Source organism: Pseudomonas sp. HS6 (genome assembly GCF_023375815.1).
In the GTDB taxonomy this organism is placed as follows: domain Bacteria; phylum Pseudomonadota; class Gammaproteobacteria; order Pseudomonadales; family Pseudomonadaceae; genus Aquipseudomonas.
Genome location: NZ_CP067412.1, coordinates 3980663 through 3997922, shown reverse-complemented (window position 1 = coordinate 3997922; position 17260 = coordinate 3980663). Strand labels below are relative to the sequence as shown.

At 60.4% G+C, this 17260-nt stretch carries 18 protein-coding genes; 10 read left to right on the top strand and 8 right to left on the bottom strand.

Translation table 11 applies throughout. The features are described from left to right. Nucleotides 1–47: 47 nt before the first annotated feature. Nucleotides 48–1259: a pyridoxal phosphate-dependent aminotransferase gene (locus tag JJN09_RS18055; protein WP_249482905.1), complete on the top strand. Its 1212-nt coding sequence runs from the start codon at nucleotides 48–50 to the stop codon at nucleotides 1257–1259. 304 nt (nucleotides 1260–1563) lie between these two features. Beyond that, on the top strand, nucleotides 1564–2451 hold the full coding sequence (htpX, locus tag JJN09_RS18050; RefSeq protein WP_102620441.1) for a protease HtpX: 888 nt from the start codon (nucleotides 1564–1566) through the stop codon (nucleotides 2449–2451). A gap of 55 nt (nucleotides 2452–2506) precedes the next feature. Here htpX and JJN09_RS18045 read toward each other — a convergent pair whose 3' ends face one another. Continuing rightward, nucleotides 2507–3163, bottom strand: coding sequence for a thiopurine S-methyltransferase (locus JJN09_RS18045; RefSeq protein ID WP_249482904.1), 657 nt, complete (start codon nucleotides 3161–3163; stop codon nucleotides 2507–2509). A gap of 102 nt (nucleotides 3164–3265) precedes the next feature. Here JJN09_RS18045 and JJN09_RS18040 point away from each other — a divergent pair, with 102 nt between their 5' ends. Then, on the top strand, nucleotides 3266–4033 hold the full coding sequence (locus tag JJN09_RS18040) for a class III extradiol ring-cleavage dioxygenase (RefSeq protein ID WP_249482903.1): 768 nt from the start codon (nucleotides 3266–3268) through the stop codon (nucleotides 4031–4033). 91 nt (nucleotides 4034–4124) lie between these two features. Here JJN09_RS18040 and JJN09_RS18035 read toward each other — a convergent pair whose 3' ends face one another. Then, nucleotides 4125–5798, bottom strand: coding sequence for a DEAD/DEAH box helicase (locus JJN09_RS18035; protein ID WP_249482902.1), 1674 nt, complete (start codon nucleotides 5796–5798; stop codon nucleotides 4125–4127). Between the two features lie 422 nt (nucleotides 5799–6220). Here JJN09_RS18035 and JJN09_RS18030 point away from each other — a divergent pair, with 422 nt between their 5' ends. Beyond that, the gene (locus JJN09_RS18030) at nucleotides 6221–7012 is read left to right on the top strand and encodes a crotonase/enoyl-CoA hydratase family protein (protein WP_249482901.1); all 792 of its coding nucleotides are present in this window, start codon (nucleotides 6221–6223) and stop codon (nucleotides 7010–7012) included. A 3-nt stretch (nucleotides 7013–7015) separates the two neighbouring features. Here JJN09_RS18030 and JJN09_RS18025 read toward each other — a convergent pair whose 3' ends face one another. Next, the gene (locus tag JJN09_RS18025) at nucleotides 7016–7771 is read right to left on the bottom strand and encodes a spermidine synthase (protein ID WP_096821076.1); all 756 of its coding nucleotides are present in this window, start codon (nucleotides 7769–7771) and stop codon (nucleotides 7016–7018) included. A 150-nt stretch (nucleotides 7772–7921) separates the two neighbouring features. Here JJN09_RS18025 and JJN09_RS18020 point away from each other — a divergent pair, with 150 nt between their 5' ends. Further along, complete coding sequence (locus JJN09_RS18020) at nucleotides 7922–9268, top strand: class II 3-deoxy-7-phosphoheptulonate synthase (protein WP_003226774.1); 1347 nt, start codon at nucleotides 7922–7924, stop codon at nucleotides 9266–9268. Between the two features lie 131 nt (nucleotides 9269–9399). Here the strand turns inward: JJN09_RS18020 and JJN09_RS18015 are convergent, their stop codons facing one another. Beyond that, the gene (locus tag JJN09_RS18015) at nucleotides 9400–10626 is read right to left on the bottom strand and encodes a winged helix-turn-helix domain-containing protein (protein WP_249482900.1); all 1227 of its coding nucleotides are present in this window, start codon (nucleotides 10624–10626) and stop codon (nucleotides 9400–9402) included. 64 nt (nucleotides 10627–10690) lie between these two features. Beyond that, nucleotides 10691–10906, bottom strand: coding sequence for a DUF1127 domain-containing protein (locus tag JJN09_RS18010; protein WP_249482899.1), 216 nt, complete (start codon nucleotides 10904–10906; stop codon nucleotides 10691–10693). Nucleotides 10907–11003: 97 nt separating this feature from the next. Here JJN09_RS18010 and JJN09_RS18005 point away from each other — a divergent pair, with 97 nt between their 5' ends. Then, the gene (locus tag JJN09_RS18005) at nucleotides 11004–11858 is read left to right on the top strand and encodes a LysR substrate-binding domain-containing protein (protein WP_007955701.1); all 855 of its coding nucleotides are present in this window, start codon (nucleotides 11004–11006) and stop codon (nucleotides 11856–11858) included. On the opposite strand, the gene JJN09_RS18000 is transcribed toward JJN09_RS18005, so the two are convergent. Next, nucleotides 11848–12597, bottom strand: coding sequence for a sulfite exporter TauE/SafE family protein (locus JJN09_RS18000; RefSeq protein ID WP_085744971.1), 750 nt, complete (start codon nucleotides 12595–12597; stop codon nucleotides 11848–11850). The genes JJN09_RS18005 and JJN09_RS18000 overlap by 11 nt on opposite strands. Nucleotides 12598–12709: 112 nt before the next feature. Between JJN09_RS18000 and JJN09_RS17995 the strand changes: the two genes are divergently transcribed. From JJN09_RS17995 to JJN09_RS17985, 3 genes are all read left to right on the top strand, one after another. Next, nucleotides 12710–13666 (top strand): LysR family transcriptional regulator, encoded by a 957-nt coding sequence (locus JJN09_RS17995; protein WP_249482898.1) that lies wholly within the window; start codon nucleotides 12710–12712, stop codon nucleotides 13664–13666. Between the two features lie 83 nt (nucleotides 13667–13749). Beyond that, nucleotides 13750–14214, top strand: coding sequence for a MarR family winged helix-turn-helix transcriptional regulator (locus tag JJN09_RS17990; RefSeq protein WP_249482897.1), 465 nt, complete (start codon nucleotides 13750–13752; stop codon nucleotides 14212–14214). Nucleotides 14215–14469: 255 nt separating this feature from the next. Further along, nucleotides 14470–14889 (top strand): organic hydroperoxide resistance protein, encoded by a 420-nt coding sequence (locus tag JJN09_RS17985; RefSeq protein ID WP_249482896.1) that lies wholly within the window; start codon nucleotides 14470–14472, stop codon nucleotides 14887–14889. Nucleotides 14890–14967: 78 nt separating this feature from the next. Here the strand turns inward: JJN09_RS17985 and JJN09_RS17980 are convergent, their stop codons facing one another. After that, nucleotides 14968–15537 (bottom strand): elongation factor P, encoded by a 570-nt coding sequence (locus JJN09_RS17980; RefSeq protein WP_096821070.1) that lies wholly within the window; start codon nucleotides 15535–15537, stop codon nucleotides 14968–14970. Between the two features lie 48 nt (nucleotides 15538–15585). Then, nucleotides 15586–16728: an elongation factor P maturation arginine rhamnosyltransferase EarP gene (gene earP / locus JJN09_RS17975; RefSeq protein WP_249482895.1), complete on the bottom strand. Its 1143-nt coding sequence runs from the start codon at nucleotides 16726–16728 to the stop codon at nucleotides 15586–15588. 124 nt (nucleotides 16729–16852) lie between these two features. On the opposite strand from earP, the gene JJN09_RS17970 reads away from it, so the two are divergent. Next, nucleotides 16853–17260: a hypothetical protein gene (locus JJN09_RS17970; RefSeq protein ID WP_249482894.1), complete on the top strand. Its 408-nt coding sequence runs from the start codon at nucleotides 16853–16855 to the stop codon at nucleotides 17258–17260.

Here is a 17260-nt window from a genome sequence, read left to right as displayed (position 1 = left end):
GTTGTCCATTCGCCGCCTGGATCGTTCATTTTCGGGATCACATCGCCATGCAGTTCAGCAAATCGAACAAGCTCGCCAACGTCTGCTACGACATTCGCGGCCCAGTGCTCAAGCACGCCAAACGCCTGGAAGAGGAAGGCCATCGCATCCTCAAGCTGAACATCGGCAATCCGGCGCCCTTTGGTTTCGAAGCGCCGGACGAAATTCTCCAGGATGTGATCCGCAACCTGCCGACCGCCCAGGGCTACAGCGACTCCAAAGGCCTGTTCAGCGCGCGCAAGGCCGTGATGCAGTACTACCAGCAGAAGCAGGTCGAAGGTGTCGGCATCGAAGACATCTATCTCGGCAACGGTGTGTCCGAACTGATCGTGATGTCGTTGCAGGCACTGCTCAACAACGGTGACGAAGTGCTGGTGCCGGCGCCGGACTATCCGCTGTGGACCGCTGCCGTGAGCCTGGCCGGCGGTAACGCGGTGCACTACCTGTGCGACGAAGGTGCCAACTGGTTCCCGGACCTGGCCGACATGAAGGCCAAGATCACCCCGAACACCAAGGCCATGGTGATCATCAACCCGAACAACCCGACCGGCGCGGTGTACTCGAAGGAAGTGTTGCTGGGCATGCTGGAACTGGCCCGTCAGCACAACCTGGTGGTGTTCTCTGACGAGATCTACGACAAGATTCTTTACGACGACGCCGTGCACATCTGCACCGCTTCGCTGGCACCCGATCTGCTGTGCCTGACCTTCAACGGTCTGTCGAAGTCGTATCGCGTGGCGGGTTTCCGTTCCGGCTGGATCGCCATTTCCGGGCCGAAACACAACGCCCACAGCTACATCGAAGGTATCGACATGCTGGCCAACATGCGCCTGTGTGCCAACGTGCCGAGCCAGCACGCGATCCAGACCGCCCTCGGCGGCTATCAGAGCATCAACGATCTGGTGCTGCCGCAAGGTCGCCTGCTGGAACAGCGCAACCGCACCTGGGAGTTGCTCAACGACATTCCCGGCGTGAGCTGCGTGAAGCCGATGGGCGCCCTGTATGCATTCCCGAAGATCGACCCGAAGGTCTGCCCGATCCACAACGACGAGAAATTCGTCCTCGATCTGCTGCTGTCCGAGAAGCTCCTGGTGGTTCAGGGCACGGCCTTCAACTGGCCGTGGCCGGATCATTTCCGTGTCGTGACCCTGCCGCGGGTCGATGACCTGGACATGGCCATCGGGCGCATCGGCAACTTCCTCAAGTCCTACCGCCAGTAACCGGCGATCTGTGCGCAACGAGCCTTTCGTTGCGCACTGTCTGATTCAGCAACACTTCTGCCCCGCCCCCTTCCGCACGCCTTCTACACTGTCGATTCGTACCGATCACATGCGCCTGATGCAATGGCGGTGGGAGGTGCGCAGCTGTCATCCATGTCGTCTTCAGGGGTGGGAATTGTCCCGCATACCGGAGAATCCGATGTAGGACACAGTTTGAAATAGTCACTCGGTTGAATCGCCCGGTGCCGCACCTTATATACCCCGCAGTACGCTACATCTTTAGCTTGAGGAGATTTCTACAACCATGATGCGCATCCTGCTGTTTTTGGCCACTAACCTGGCGGTCGTGCTGATAGCCAGCATCACCCTGAGCCTGTTCGGCTTCAACGGGTTCATGGCGGCCAACGGGGTTGACCTCAACCTCAGTCAGCTGCTGGTTTTCTGTGCAGTCTTTGGTTTCGCCGGTTCGCTGTTCTCGCTGTTCATCTCCAAGTGGATGGCGAAGATGAGCACGAGCACCCAGATCATTACCCAGCCGCGCACCCGCCACGAGCAATGGCTGATGCAAACCGTCGAGCAACTGTCCCGCGAAGCCGGGATCAAGATGCCCGAAGTCGGGATTTTCCCGGCCTACGAAGCGAACGCCTTCGCCACCGGCTGGAACAAGAACGACGCGCTGGTCGCGGTCAGCCAGGGCTTGCTGGAGCGCTTCTCTCCGGATGAAGTGAAAGCCGTGCTGGCCCACGAAATCGGCCACGTTGCCAATGGAGACATGGTCACCCTGGCACTGGTCCAGGGCGTGGTGAACACCTTCGTGATGTTCTTCGCGCGGATCATCGGTAACTTCGTTGACAAGGTGATCTTCAAGAACGAGGAAGGCCAGGGCATCGCGTATTACATCGCGACCATCTTCGCCGAACTGGTTCTGGGTATCCTGGCCAGCGCGATCGTGATGTGGTTCTCGCGCAAACGGGAATTTCGTGCCGACGAAGCCGGCGCCCGCCTGGCCGGTACCAGCGCGATGATCGGCGCTTTGCAACGCCTGCGTGCCGAACAAGGCCTGCCGGTGCACATGCCAGACACCCTCAACGCCTTTGGCATCAACGGTGGTATCAAACAAGGGTTCGCCCGCATGTTCATGAGCCACCCGCCGCTGGAAGAGCGTATCGACGCTCTGCGTCGTCGCGGCTGATCAGCCCGGCCCAAACAGAAAGGCCCGCAGTGATGCGGGCCTTTTTTGTGCCTGCTTACTGGCCATTCAGCCGGTAAACCCGCTCTTGCAGGCGCGTCACTCCCGCCTGCAGGAACTTCCCGCTTTCGCTCAACACGTCCTCTTCTTCCAGCGCCTGTATCTGCCAGTCGCCACCGAACAGTCGATGCATCTCGGCATCTTCAACCGCAAACGGCGGCCCCGGCATTTGCGCCTGATCATAATCCAGCGTGATCAGCAAACCGCGGACACCCGCCGGCAAGATATTCTGCAAGTGCGCCGCGTAGCGCTCACGCATCGGTGCCGGCAAGGCAATCACCGCCGCGCGGTCATACAGTGCCGTGCAATCGGCCACATCGCTCGCGGACAAGGCGAAGAAATCCCCGCACCACAACTCGATCGCCCCGGCCCGATAAACCTTGAAGCCGCCCTCCTCGCTGATCTGCGGCTGCAATTGCTGCTCACGGAAGAAGTCTTCGACAGCCCTGTGCGACAGTTCGACGCCGAGAACCCGATGCCCACGCCCGGCCAGCCACAGCAGATCCAGGCTTTTACCGCACAACGGCACCAGCACACGCGCCTGCGCCGGGATGGCCAGATCAGGCCAGTGACGCTGCAAATACGGGTTCACCTCCGGCTGATGAAAGCCGATCTGGTTCGATTCCCACTTCTTGTGCCAAAACTCCGGCTGCATGTTTCCTCCTAAGAATTCGATCAAAAAGCGTTAAAACTTATATTGGAATTAGATCAATGAACTGACTGAAGATGAAGCATCTTAACGCTCAGGAACCCTTCCATGTTTCCCAGCCTGTTTATCTCTCACGGCTCGCCCATGCTCGCGCTGGAACCCGGTGCCAGTGGCCCGGCCCTGGCGCGTCTGGCCGCCGTGCTGCCGCGTCCTAAAGCCATCGTCATCGTTTCCGCTCACTGGGAAAGCCATGAACTGCTGGTCAGCAGCCATCCGCAACCGGAAACCTGGCACGATTTCGGCGGATTTCCCCGTGCACTGTTTGAAGTGCAGTACCCGGCACCGGGCAATCCGCAATTGGCGCAAGAGGTCGCCGAACTGCTGACCGCCAACAACCTGCCCGCGCGCCTCGACCCGCAACGTCCGTTCGACCATGGCGTGTGGGTGCCGCTGTCGCTGATGTATCCGCAAGCGGACATCCCGGTGGTACAGGTCTCCCTGCCCAGCCGTGGCGGTCCGGCGTTGCAGACCCGCGTTGGCCAGGCGCTGGCCAGTCTGCGCGATCAGGGCATTCTGTTGATCGGCTCCGGCAGCATCACCCACAACCTGCGCGAACTGGACTGGCATGCCGGCCCGGAAAGCGTCGAGCCGTGGGCCCGGGACTTCCGTGACTGGATAATCGACAAGCTGGCAGCCAATGATGAAGCCGCCTTGCACGATTACCGCCAGCAAGCGCCGAACGCCGTGCGCAGCCATCCGAGCGACGAGCATCTGTTACCGCTGTACTTCGCCCGCGGCGCCGGCGGTGATTTCAGCATTGCGCACCAAGGGTTCACCATGGGCGCACTGGGCATGGACATCTACCGCTTCGGCTGAAGAGTTCTTTCCGACCTCAAATCGCAGGCAAAAAAAATCCCCGAACCAGTCGGGGATTTTTTTATGTTCGATCAATCAGCCCAAGGGCGGATCAATCTTCGCGGTAGCGACGCAGCTTCAACTGCTTGCCCGCAACGCGAGTGTCCTTCAGTTTGGTCAGGAGTTTATCCAGACCATCTTCCGGCAGCTCGACGAGGCTGAAGCTGTCACGCACCTGGATGCGACCGATCGCTTCACGTGCCAGACCACCTTCGTTAAGGATGGCGCCCAGCAGGTTTTTCGCCGCGATACCGTCACGCGCGCCCAGCGCGGTACGGCAACGGGCACGGCCTTCGCCCAGCGGCATCGGAGCGCGACGCTCGCGGTCACCACGATCAGGACGGTCACCGGTACGCTCTGGACGATCGCCACGCGGTGCGTTGTTCGGCACCAGTGGACGTTCCTTCTCGATAGCGGCCAGGTTCAACGCTTGACCATTGGTAGCCTTGCGCAGCAGAGCTGCAGCCAGGGCACGCGGGGTGCAACCGATGTCGGCGGTCAGGCGATCCAGCAGATCACCGTGAGTCGATTCGGCGTCAGCCACCAGCGGCGACAGGCTGTTGGTCAGTTTCTTGATGCGGGCATCGAGAACGGCCTGGGCGTCCGGCAGACGCACTTCGGCAACTTTCTGACCGGTTACACGCTCGATCACTTGCAGCATGCGGCGCTCACGTGGAGTCACCAGCAGCAGCGCGCGGCCTTCGCGACCGGCACGGCCGGTACGGCCGATACGGTGCACGTAGGATTCCGGATCGTATGGCATGTCCACGTTGAACACGTGGGTGATACGCGGTACGTCCAGACCACGAGCGGCAACGTCGGTCGCTACAACGATGTCCAGACGGCCATCTTTGAGCGAGTCGATGACGCGCTCACGCTGGTTCTGGGCGATGTCGCCGTTCAACGCTGCGGCTTTGTAGCCTTTGGCGTCGAGGGCGCTGGCCAGATCCAGGGTCGCTTGCTTGGTGCGCACGAACATGATCAGAGCGTCGAAATCTTCCACTTCCAGCAAGCTGAGAACGGCAGAGGTCTTCTGGTCAGCGTGAACCAACAGGTGAGCCTGTTCGATCGCGGTAACGGTCTGAGTCTTGCTCTGGATCTTCACGTGCTTTGGATCGCGCAGGTGACGCTCGGCGATGGCACGGATCGATTGCGGCAGGGTCGCCGAGAACAATACGGTCTGACGGGTTTCCGGCATGGCCTTGAAGATAACTTCGAGGTCGTCCATGAAGCCCAGTTTGAGCATTTCGTCTGCTTCGTCGAGAACCAGGTGGTTCACGGTCTGCAGTACTTTTTCGTCGCGACGCAGGTGGTCGCACAGACGGCCCGGAGTGGCGACAACGATCTGTGCGCCATTACGGATTGCTTTCAATTGTGGGCCCATCGGCGCGCCGCCGTAGACAGCCACAACAGTTACGCCCGGCATTTGCTTGGCGTAGGTTTCGAAAGCGGTTGCAACTTGTAGCGCCAACTCACGAGTTGGGGCCAGGATCAGAGCTTGCGGCTCGCGCTTGGACGGATCAATGCGGTGCAGGATAGGCAGGGCAAAGGCAGCGGTTTTACCGGTACCGGTTTGCGCCTGACCAATCATATCGTGACCGGCGAGGATGATCGGGATCGACTGCTGCTGAATGGCCGAAGGCTCTTCATAGCCGGTAGCGACTACTGCAGCGACAATATTGGGATGAAGTTCAAGAGCGGCGAAGCCGCCGATTTCCTGGGTCATGGGTCTGCCTCTAAGTGCATCCGCAAAGACCCATGCTCCAAAGCTGCACATGCCGTGTTGAGACTCAAGAGTCGCCCTGGCAGCTTTGTCGGCGGGGATTTGCGAAAACGAATGAATGAAAAAGAATCGTCAAGGAAGAGCCCGCAGTGCGGACGTGCAGCCGAAGCTGACTTCGGGGAATTGCGCTACCTAAACGCGGCCCGGTTAAAGGCCGGCGCGCACTATACCGGAATTTGCCCGAAAAGGGAGCTTTTTTTATCGGTGAAATACAGTTGTCACCGCTGTGTAACGGGGTTTTGCGGATAATCGGGCAAAGGTCTATTTTTCAAAGACCCCGGCCCTGCTGGCGATGGCGCTTAAACGATTCACCGATGTGCGGCATCTGGTCGCTGCACCCTTTCTTCCCGCCCGAGGAAACACCCATGAATCAGCCCTGCCCCGGCCGCGTCAGCCGTGCGCGCCACGGTCACGTCCAATTGATCGGACTGGACCGAGCCGCCAAGCGCAACGCTTTCGATCTGGATCTGCTCAATGACCTGGCCCTGGCCTATGGTGAATTCGAGGCCGACAGCGAAGCACGGGTGGCCGTGGTGTTCGGGCATGGCGAGCATTTCACCGCCGGGCTCGATCTGGTCAACGCCAGTTCCGCCCTCGCCGAAGGCTGGCAGGTGCCGACCGGTGGTTGCGATCCGTGGGGCGTGTTCGTCGGGCCACGGGTCAGCAAACCGGTGATCGTTGCCGCGCAGGGTTATTGCCTGACCATCGGCATCGAGTTGATGCTCGCTGCGGACATCAACCTGTGCGCCAGCAATACCCGGTTCGCCCAGATGGAAGTGCAGCGCGGGATCTTTCCTTTCGGCGGTGCGACGCTGCGCTTTCATCAAGTCGCCGGCTGGGGCAATGCCATGCGCTGGCTGCTGACCGGCGACGAATTCGACGCCCATGATGCGCTGCGCCTGGGTCTGGTGCAGGAAGTCATGGCCAGCGAAGACTTGCTGCCACGCGCCATCGAGTTGGCCGAACGGATCGCCCGACAGGCGCCGCTTGGCGTGCAGGCGACGCTGATGTCGGCACGTCAGGCGCGCTACGAAGGCGAGACCGCAGCGGCACAGAGTTTGCCGCCGCTGGTGAAGAAATTGCTGGCCAGTGATGATGCCAAAGAGGGTGTTCGCTCGCTGGTGGAGCGCAGGCCGGGGGTCTTCAAGGGCATTTGAGGCTCAAGTGGCCGGGCGAATAGCCTTGATCAAAGACTGCAATGAATAACCCAGCTTCGGTGCCAGCGCTTCAGCCCGGGCGGTGAGTGCCTGCATGTCCAGTACCTGATCGAGATCCGCCGGCACGATCAGAATCACGTTGCCTTCCTTCACCGGCAGTTCCCAGTAATGCCGGTGATAGAGCCCGCGCAACAGCGCCGCCCCCAACGGTTTGCCGTCATCGGTGGCCCACTGGTTGATCACCAGCCAGCCGCCGGGATTCAGACGTTTCTGACAGTCACCGAGGAAATTCCACGCAAGGTGTGCGGCACCCGGGCCGACATCGGTGTAGAGGTCGACGAAAATCAGATCCGCCGGCTCGGCCGTCGGCAGCAGTTCGATTGCATCGCCAACGCGGATATACAGCCTTGGATCGTCATCCAACCCAAGGTACTCGATGGCCAGACGCGGCACGTCCGGACGCAACTCGATGGCTTCAACATCTTCCAGCGGCAGGAACTTGAGGCAGGCCTGGGTCAGCGTGCCAGCACCAAGCCCGAGAAACAGAGCGCTCTCCGGTTGTTCATGGCACAACGCGCCAATCAGCATCGCCCGGGTGTAGTCGTACTCCAGCCAACTCGGGTCGGCGGTAAACACACAGCTTTGCTCGATGGCATCGCCGAACTCCAGAAAGCGGTAGTCGGCCACTTCCAGCACGCGAATCACGCCGAACTCATCCTGTACCTCGGCGAGCAACAGCTCGACGCGCTCCTCAGTCATTTCGTCTCCTGTTGGTCACCGGGCGCGGTGACGCGATGGCACCGCTCTGGCGCCGTGGCAAAGCGGCGATTGTCGGCGAAGCGACGGGAGCAGGTCACGCACTAATTGCTGCTAACATGGCCGTCCGTGCGTAGAACCTTAGAGACCGTGATGAGCCAACCCTGGAGCCCTGACAGCTGGCGCGCCTTGCCGATCCAGCAACAACCTCAATACCCCGACGCCGCGCACCTGCGCCAGGTCGAGCAGACGCTGGCCAGCTATCCGCCGCTGGTGTTTGCCGGTGAAGCGCGGGAGTTGCGTCGTCAGTTTGCCGAAGTCACCCAGGGCCGGGCCTTCCTGCTGCAGGGCGGCGATTGCGCGGAAAGCTTCGCCGAGTTCTCCGCCGCGAAGATCCGTGACACTTTCAAAGTGCTGCTGCAAATGGCGATCGTCATGACCTTCGCCGCCGGTTGCCCGGTGGTGAAAGTCGGGCGCATGGCCGGCCAGTTCGCCAAGCCGCGCTCGGCCAACGACGAAACCATCGACGGCGTGACCCTGCCGGCCTACCGAGGCGATATCGTCAATGGCATCGGTTTCGACGAAAAGAGCCGCGTACCGGATCCGGAGCGTCTGCTGCAGTCCTATCACCAGTCCACGGCGACCCTCAACCTGCTGCGCGCCTTCGCCCAGGGCGGTTTTGCCGACCTGCATCAGGTGCACAAGTGGAACCTCGATTTCATCGCCAATTCGGCGCTGGCGGAGAAGTACAGCCACCTCGCCGACCGCATCGATGAAACCTTGGCGTTCATGCGTGCCTGCGGTATGGACAGCTCGCCGCAACTGCGCGAGACCAGTTTCTTCACCGCCCACGAAGCGCTGCTGTTGAACTACGAAGAAGCCTTCGTGCGCCGCGACAGCTTGACCAACGATTACTACGATTGCTCGGCGCACATGCTGTGGATCGGCGACCGTACCCGTCAGCTCGACGGCGCCCACGTCGAGTTCCTGCGCGGGGTGAACAACCCGATCGGTGTAAAAGTCGGCCCGAGCATGAATCCGGATGACCTGATTCGTTTGATCGACGTGCTCAACCCGGACAACGATCCAGGCCGCCTCAACCTGATTGCGCGGATGGGCGCGAACAAGGTTGGTGATCATCTGCCGGCACTGATCCGCGCGGTGCAGCGTGAAGGCAAGCAAGTGCTGTGGAGCTCCGACCCGATGCACGGCAACACCATCAAGGCCAGCAGCGGCTACAAGACGCGCGATTTCGCGCAGATCCTTGGCGAGGTTAAGCAGTTCTTCCAGGTTCACGAAGCGGAAGGCAGCTACGCCGGTGGCATCCACATCGAAATGACCGGGCAGAACGTCACCGAATGCATCGGCGGCGCACGGCCGATCACTGAGGACGGTTTGTCGGATCGCTATCACACCCATTGCGACCCGCGAATGAATGCTGATCAGTCGCTGGAACTGGCGTTCTTGATTGCTGAAACCCTTAAACAGGTTCGGCGCTGAGTTCGGAAACCTTCATTGTTTGATCGGGCCTCATCGCGGGCAAGCCCGACTCCCACAGGATCGATGTCGTACATTTAGTTTGTGAACGACTCGGTCACTGTGGGAGCTGGCTTGCCAGCGATGAGGCCGGTTCAGTCGCAGCCAATCTGAACCATAGCCATCCGGAGCCGACCCGCACTTTCCCGCTGACAATTGAGCTGCACGTGCTCAAGCTCCAACCAGTCCGCCATGCGCCGCAGGTTCAACGCCAGCGCCAGCATTCCCGCGTCATCCAGTCCGGTTTCTTCCTCGTGTACCGCATGCACTGCCAATCGCCCCGCCGCCCGCTCGGCGCGCAGGTCAACTCGCGCAGCAATCCGTTCGTTGTGCAGGAACGGCAGCACGTAATAGCCGTAAACGCGTTTATCTTGCGGCGTATAAATTTCCAGCCGATAGCGGAAATCGAACAGCCGTTCGGTACGACTACGCTCCCAGATCAGCGAATCGAACGGCGACAGCAATGCGCTAGCCTCGACTTTGCGCGGGACTTTCGGTTCGGGCAGGCAGTAGGCGATCTGGCGCCAACCAGCGACTTCGCAGGTCAGCAACTGACCGGCCTCGACCAGCTCCGCCAGTCGCGGGCGTGCATCGGAAGGGTTCAGGCGGAAGTAATCGCGCAGGTCTTTTTCCGTGCCTACGCCCAACGCCTCAGCCGCGTGCAGCAGCAAACCGCGCTGCGCCTCGGCCTCATCGGGCAATGGCAGTTGCAGCACGGACGCCGGAATCACTCGCTCCGGCAGGTCATACAGCCTTTCGAAGCCGCGCCGCCCGGCCACGGTCACTTCGCCAGCCGCAAACAACCATTCCAGCGCATGTTTTTCCGCGCTCCAGTCCCACCAGGGGCCGGCCTTTTCCTCACGAGTCGACAGACTGCCGGCACCCAATGCGCCCTGCTCTTCGACCGACGCCAGCACCCGGCGGATGGTGTCCTGTTGCTCACGGCCGAAACGCGCCAGTTGCTGATAAATGTCTTCACCGCGCTTGGCCCGCTGCATCCGCCAGCCCATCAACGGGTACATCGACAGCGGCAGCAACGAGGCTTCATGGCCCCAGTATTCGAACAGCGAACGACGTCGCCCCGAACTCCAGGCAGCCTGGTCGAGCAAGTCAGCAGAATAGGAACCGAGACGGGAAAACAGCGGCAAGTAGTGCGAGCGCACCACCGCATTGACGGAGTCGATCTGCAACAGACCGAGGCGTTCGATCAGCCGGTTGACGTGCATCGCCTTGACAGCCGGCGGCTGGCGCCCGTGAAACCCTTGGGCAGCCAGTGCCAGACGTCGAGCCTGTTTAAGGGAAAAGGACAGAGTCGCGGGCATGTGTACCTCCATGTCTGCTCGCAACCTACCTCACTACAAAGGGGTTTGTGTAGCGATGGCCTCATCATTTATGCATCGGATCGTCCCAAAACGGCCGCACCGACTCGTGTTCGACATCGGCACGGCTGACCCCGATGTCCTTCAGCGCTTCGTCGCTCAGACTGGCAAGCAACTCGCGTTCGCGGTGAAGTTCGTACCAGCGGCTAAACTTGTGCAGCAGATCGGAAATCAGATGGACCGGCATTCTTTCATCGCTCACATACAGTTTTTGACCTTTCATCGTGTTGCCCTCCTTTAGGGATGGCTCAAGTCTCGCGCTGGGGCTACGATCAATCCAACGAATGTTTCTGATGGCATGAATCACGGAGATTCATCAATTGTCGGCGTATCCCAGTATCGATACCGATGTCCTGCGCACCTTTGTCGCGATTGCCGATCAGGGCGGTTTCACCCGTGCCGGCGAAATGGTCAACCGCACTCAGTCGGCAGTGAGCATGCAGATGAAGCGTCTGGAAGAGGACGTGTTGCAGCGCCAGTTATTCGAGCGCGACGGGCGCCAGGTGCGCCTCACTGCTGAAGGCCAGGTGTTGCTCGGCTACGCGCGGCGCATCCTGAAATTGCACAGCGAAGTGTTCAACACCCTGCGCGAACCGCACATGGTCGGCACGGTGCGAATCGGTACGCCGGACGATTACGTGATGCGGTTTCTGCCGGGGATCCTGTCGCGCTTCGCCCAGTTCTATCCGCTGATCCAGATTGAAGTGCATTGCGAGTCGACCAAACAACTGCTGCAACGCACGGATCTGGATCTGTCGATCGTCACCCGCGAACCGGGCAACGAAATTGGCCAACTGCTGCGCAAGGAGCGTTTCGTCTGGGCCGAAGCGCAGAATTTCAGCGCCCACGAGCAGACCCCGTTGCCACTGGCGATGTTCAACAGTGATTGTTTCTGCCGCCTGTGGGCCTGCAATGCGCTGGACGCCATGGGCCGCGAATACCGGATTGCCTACAACAGCACCAGCCTGTCGGCGCTGATGGCGGTGGTGAGCGCCGGTCTGGCGATCACCGCGCAACTGGAAAGCCTGATCACCCCGGACCTGCGCATTCTCGGTGCCGCCGAAGATCTGCCGCTGTTGCCCGAGGCCAGCATCATGCTGATCCGCAACCTGAACAATCCATCGCCGATCACCGAATGCCTGGCCGAGCACATCGTCGAAGGCTTCAAACTTTAAAGGCGAGCATCACCGCGCACAGCACCAGGAACCCGCAGAACAGCCCACGCAGGAGTTTTTCCGGCATCGCGTGGGCCACTTTCACGCCCCAACTGATGCTGGCCAGGCCGCCGATGGCCAGCGGCAGGCCGATCATCCAGTCCACCTCGTGGTGCACCGCGTACGTCACCAGCGTGACACCGGTGCTCGGCAATGCCAGCGCCAGCGACAAACCTTGGGCGACCACTTGAGTGGTGCCGAACAGGCTGGTCAGCACCGGGGTCGCCACCACCGCTCCGCCGACACCGAACAAGCCGCCCATGGTGCCAGACGCCGCGCCCAGCACGCCCAGCCAAGGCCATGAATAGCGCATCTCGGAAGTCGCTGCCGGACGCGCGCCGAACATGCGCACCAGGTTGTACGCCGACAACGCCACGAGGAACGCGACAAAACCGATGCGCATGGTTTGCGCATCAATGCCCACGGCCCAGATCGAGCCGATCCACGCAAAGCAGAACCCCATCACTGCCAGCGGCAACGCGTGCCTGAGTTCGATGCGATTGCGCTGGTGATAACGCCACAGCGCCAGCATCACGTTCGGCACCACCATCACCAGCGCCGTGCCTTGGGCGATCTGCTGATCGAGCCCGAACCACACGCCCAACAGCGGAATGGCGATCAAGCCGCCGCCGATGCCGAATATCCCACCTAACGTGCCAAGGGCGGCGCCGAACAACAGGTAAAGCAAAAACTCGATCACAGCAAAATTCCTCATACGTCAGGCAATTCATCCTACGCAGTCGGCACTGGCACGGAAACGCACAGCAACGCACAATGGCTGTGCCAAATCCGCATAGGCACTGAATTGATTCATGAACCCCAATCAATTGACCGAACAACTCGGTTTGTTCCTCGATGTGCTGGAAAGCGGCAGCTTCTCTGCCGCCTCACGCCGACACCCGCTGACGCCATCGGCCGTTGCACGGCGCATCGACAGTCTGGAGAGCGCTGTCGGCAGCCAGTTGTTCGTCCGCAACACTCACGCGGTGCGCGCCACGCCGGCCGGTCTGGCGTTTGCCGAACGGGCGCGACGGATCGTTGCGGAACTGCAACTGGCCCGCGCTGAAGCCGTATCCCTGAGCAGCGCGCCGGAAGGCTTGATCCGGGTGGATGCGCCGGCAGCGTTCGGGCGTCGGCATCTGGCACCGGTGATTGCCGACTTTCTGATGCTATATCCGGGGCTGGATGTACAGTTGCATCTGATCGACAGCTTCGTCGACATGGACGGCTCGAACCTGGGCAAGGTCGATCTGGTGCTGCGTGCCGGGCAAATGGCCGACACCCGACTGGTCGCCACGCCGCTGGCGAGCATGGTGCGCATTGCCTGCGCCAGTCCCGACTACCTCAAGCGTCGGGGCGTGCCGAGCGAGCCCGCTCAATTGGGCGAACATGACGGTCTCGATTGGGACGGCCTCGCCCCACCCTTCGCCTGGCGATTCGAACAGGACGGGCAGATGCAGTTGCACCGCCCGGCGCGGGTGCGCATGAGCGCTAACAACGCTGAAGCATTGGTGTGTGGCGCGCTCGCCGGACTGGGCATCGCCCACCTGCCGACCTGGCTGGCCAGCGAATACTTGCTGCGAGGCGAGTTGCTACCGCTGTTCTGTGAAAACGGCCTGCCAAAACCGGAGAGCACCGGCATCTATGCGCTGCGACTGGAACAACAGGCCAGCTCCCGCAGCCGCCTGCTGTTGGAATACCTCAAGACCCGTTTCAGCCCCGTGCCACCGTGGGATCTGGCGCTGCAACGGGAGCTGGGCCGGCACTGACCGATTTACCACGGGCCACAATTGTCTGGCGCATTAAAGATTCGAGCGCTAGATTCATACGCATTACCGTTCAAGGCACCGACATGACCACCACCCGCGACACCACCGACCACTGCGAAGAGCTGCTGCTCGACAATCAGGCCTGCTTCGCCCTGCATTCCACCTCGCTGATGATGACCAAGGTCTACAAACCGCTGCTGCAAGCGCTCGGCCTGACCTATCCGCAATATCTGGCGATGATGGTGCTGTGGGAGCAGGATGGTTTGACTGTCGGAGAAATCAGCACGCGCCTGCTGACCGATCCGGGCTCGCTGACTCCGCTGCTCAAGCGCCTGGAAGGTGAAGGGCTGCTCAGCCGAACACGGAGCCGTGAAGACGAACGCGTGGTCATTGTCGAGCTCACCGCACAAGGCCGCGCCTTGAAAGACCAGGCCCGAAGTGTTCCGCCCTGCATTCTGGGCGCCAGCGGATTCACTTTGGAGCGACTGCAAAACCTGCAAGCGGAATTGCAGGCGTTGCGCAGTCATTTACAGGACAGCCTGGCCTGACCGCAGCACCTTCCCCGCCTGTTCGAGAACGCCTACCAGCTCTCACAAGAAATTATTTTCGCTGAAGCCAATGCGGCTTCAGCCGCTCTGAATCAAACCTTTCCGCCCACTGCACCGCCCCGTTTCGTGGTTTGCCTTCATTTTTTGCGAAATTTTATCTTGCGCACTAAATATTAGCGAAGTACATTTGCCTCGTACTTACTTAGCGCGCAAACAGTTAGCGCAACAACCCACGCAATCGACGAGGCTCACACCATGCAAACTCTCTACACCGCAATCGCAACCTCCACTGGCGGCCGTGACGGTCGTGCGATCTCCAGCGACAACATCCTCGACGTCAAACTGGCCACCCCGAAAGAACTCGGCGGTGCCGGCGGTGCGGCCACCAACCCTGAGCAACTGTTCGCCGCCGGCTACTCGGCCTGCTTCATCGGCGCGCTGAAATTCGTTGCCAGCCAGACCAAGCGCAAAATCCCGGACAACGCGTCGATCACTGCTCACGTCGGCATCGGTCAGATTCCTGGTGGTTTCGGTCTGGATATCGACCTGCACATCAGCCTGCCAGGCCTGGAACAGGCTGACGCGCAAAGCCTGGTTGAAGCTGCCCACCAAGTCTGCCCGTACTCCAATGCCACTCGCGGCAATGTTGATGTACGCCTGCACGTGACCGTGTAATTGGCCTGAAGTAAAAATCGCAGGCATAAAAAAGCCCGACTCAATGGTCGGGCTTTTTCTTTCCGTAAAAACCAGTGCTTATTTGGCACGGCCTTTGTAGGAACCGCCTTCGCGGGTATCGATCTCGATCTTGTCACCGATTTCGATGAAGTCAGCAACTTGCAGCTCAGTACCGTTGCTCAGCTTGGCTGGCTTCATGACTTTGCCGGAAGTGTCGCCACGAGCCGAACCTTCGGTGTAGTCAACTACGCGCACGATGGTGGTCGGCAGTTCTACGGAAACCAGACGCTCTTCGAAGAACACGGCTTCGCAAACGTCGGTCATGCCTTCTTCAACGAAAGGCAGAACGCTTTCGATGTCTTCGGCGTTCAGCTCGTACATGGTGTAGTCGCTGGTGTCCATGAACGTGTAGGTGTCACCGCTGATGAAGGACAGGGTCGCTTCTTTGCGGTCCAGGATCACGTCGTCCAGCTTGTCGTCCGCACCGTAAACGGTTTCGGTCTTGTAACCGGTCAGCAGGTTCTTCAGCTTGGTCTTCATGATCGCGCTGTTACGGCCCGATTTGGTGAATTCAGCTTTCTGAACCAGCCAAGGATCGTTGTCGATACGGATCACGGTACCGGGTTTGAGTTCTTTACCAGTTTTCATTGCGAATATCCGAATTTGGATGGGATTTACAAAAATCTAGGCCGCGTATCATATCCAATTTCGGTAAAACTGTACCAGCGCCGTCGCAAGATCGGCCTGCAAGGCCTGTTCCAGACACCACGCGCGGGCATTTTCCTGCAATTCGGGCCAGTGTTTACGGGCCTCAAGCCAGTGCTCGCCGATAGGCTGCCCGGCACTCCACGCTCGCCAGAGACCGTTCATCGCCTCGGCAGCGTCCGGCGAAAGGCCTTTTCCATAGAGCGCGAGGAAGGCATCGAGCTTGTCCAGATGGATGTCTTCGTCCTGCTGATAGATGTGCCACAGCATCGGCCGCCCCGCCCATTGCGCCCGGACGAATGAGTCTTCACCGCGCACCGCGTTGAAATCGCAACACCACAACAATTGATCGTATTGATCCTGCCGGACGAACGGCAGCACCTGCACGGTCAGCGATCGATCGACATGCACAGCGCCGACAGACAGCGACTCAACGCCGAGCCAGCGCGCGACATCACCGAGAATCCGCCCTTCCGGCACCAGTAGATGAGTGGGCGTCAAATCCGCCGCGAGTACATCCAGCCAACTGGCGAGCCCGGCGTTCTCGTAGGCGAACAGCGAAATCAGCTGCGCGCCGGGTGCAGGAACGACACTCAACGTTTGCAGGAATTGTCGCTGCGACTCGGGATCCTGCTGAAACCGCCGACGCCGATCCAGCAATCCGCTTTCACGCAACAATCCGCCAGTGCCCGCCTGGAATCCCGGAAAGAAAAAAATCTTCTGCACTGACTTGTACTTCACCGACGGCAGACCGTGGCAGCCGACCACCCAGTCTTCGGCGCTTAGATAGTCGAGGTTCATCCACAATGGCGGTGTTTCGCGCTCGGCCATGGCGTCCATGTAGGCACCCGGCAACTGGCAGGCGAATGCGGCAATCACCACGTCGGCGGCGTCCGTTTCTTGCCATTCTGCCGGCCAGTGTCGAACCTCGACGCCCTGCTGCCATTGCGCGTCGAGGTGGATGTCGAGCTCCGGACAGATGCGCTCGAACGCGCGCAGGTCATCGACCCACAGCCGCACCGCCAGTGCATGCTCGGCCACCAGTTGCCGGGCCAGACGCCAGGTCACGCCGATGTCGCCATAGTTGTCGACCACGGTGCAGAAGATGTCCCAGCGGGTTTTCGGTTGCGGCATTCAAGACTCCCGTTGGCAAAAGCGGCGATTGTCCGCATAAATGTCGGCGTGCAGAAGAGCCGACGACGATTAATCTTCGTGCGACAATCGCCACTTGCCCGCAATCATCCGCCAGGAGGCAGCCATGCCCTACCGCCCAAACCCGCGTCGCCCCTTGCCTGTTCAGCTTAGCGCGCTGCAATTGACCGGCAGCATTGCCTTGGGCCTGTGGCTGGGTTTCCTGGCCATCGCGCTGACTTGCTGGCTTGCCTCATTGCTCTTCAGCCGTCAATTGCAGCCAGTCGCGGACGCTGTGCAACAACTGAGCAAGCCACCGGTCGCCGCCCAACCGCAGCCAGAACCCGAGCCGCAAAACCGCCTGTTCGAGCAGTACGAAGAAAACCTGCGCAAGAACGAACAACAAAACCGTCTCGATCAGGCCCGCAGCAGCACGCGTAACCAGTCGAACCCGAAATGCCAGTTCTGGCTCCAGCAGGATCAGACGGCCCCGAGCGAAAAAAGCCGCGCCAACGTCCTGCAATTCTGCGATTGA

What these genes read in the sequence shown, in the direction of transcription:
- JJN09_RS18015 (WP_249482900.1), bottom strand. Translation starts at nt 10,626, where the DNA reads ATGCCCGCGACTCTGTCCTTTTCCCTTAAACAGGCTCGACGTCTGGCA.
- JJN09_RS17970 (WP_249482894.1), top strand. Translation starts at nt 16,853, where the DNA reads ATGCCCTACCGCCCAAACCCGCGTCGCCCCTTGCCTGTTCAGCTTAGC.
- JJN09_RS18045 (WP_249482904.1), bottom strand. Translation starts at nt 3,163, where the DNA reads ATGCAGCCGGAGTTTTGGCACAAGAAGTGGGAATCGAACCAGATCGGC.
- JJN09_RS17985 (WP_249482896.1), top strand. Translation starts at nt 14,470, where the DNA reads ATGCAAACTCTCTACACCGCAATCGCAACCTCCACTGGCGGCCGTGAC.
- JJN09_RS18020 (WP_003226774.1), top strand. Translation starts at nt 7,922, where the DNA reads ATGAGCCAACCCTGGAGCCCTGACAGCTGGCGCGCCTTGCCGATCCAG.
- JJN09_RS18035 (WP_249482902.1), bottom strand. Translation starts at nt 5,798, where the DNA reads ATGACCCAGGAAATCGGCGGCTTCGCCGCTCTTGAACTTCATCCCAAT.
- htpX (WP_102620441.1), top strand. Translation starts at nt 1,564, where the DNA reads ATGATGCGCATCCTGCTGTTTTTGGCCACTAACCTGGCGGTCGTGCTG.
- earP (WP_249482895.1), bottom strand. Translation starts at nt 16,728, where the DNA reads ATGCCGCAACCGAAAACCCGCTGGGACATCTTCTGCACCGTGGTCGAC.
- JJN09_RS18040 (WP_249482903.1), top strand. Translation starts at nt 3,266, where the DNA reads ATGTTTCCCAGCCTGTTTATCTCTCACGGCTCGCCCATGCTCGCGCTG.
- JJN09_RS17980 (WP_096821070.1), bottom strand. Translation starts at nt 15,537, where the DNA reads ATGAAAACTGGTAAAGAACTCAAACCCGGTACCGTGATCCGTATCGAC.
- JJN09_RS17990 (WP_249482897.1), top strand. Translation starts at nt 13,750, where the DNA reads ATGACCACCACCCGCGACACCACCGACCACTGCGAAGAGCTGCTGCTC.
- JJN09_RS18030 (WP_249482901.1), top strand. Translation starts at nt 6,221, where the DNA reads ATGAATCAGCCCTGCCCCGGCCGCGTCAGCCGTGCGCGCCACGGTCAC.
- JJN09_RS18025 (WP_096821076.1), bottom strand. Translation starts at nt 7,771, where the DNA reads ATGACTGAGGAGCGCGTCGAGCTGTTGCTCGCCGAGGTACAGGATGAG.
- JJN09_RS18010 (WP_249482899.1), bottom strand. Translation starts at nt 10,906, where the DNA reads ATGAAAGGTCAAAAACTGTATGTGAGCGATGAAAGAATGCCGGTCCAT.
- JJN09_RS18055 (WP_249482905.1), top strand. Translation starts at nt 48, where the DNA reads ATGCAGTTCAGCAAATCGAACAAGCTCGCCAACGTCTGCTACGACATT.
- JJN09_RS17995 (WP_249482898.1), top strand. Translation starts at nt 12,710, where the DNA reads ATGAACCCCAATCAATTGACCGAACAACTCGGTTTGTTCCTCGATGTG.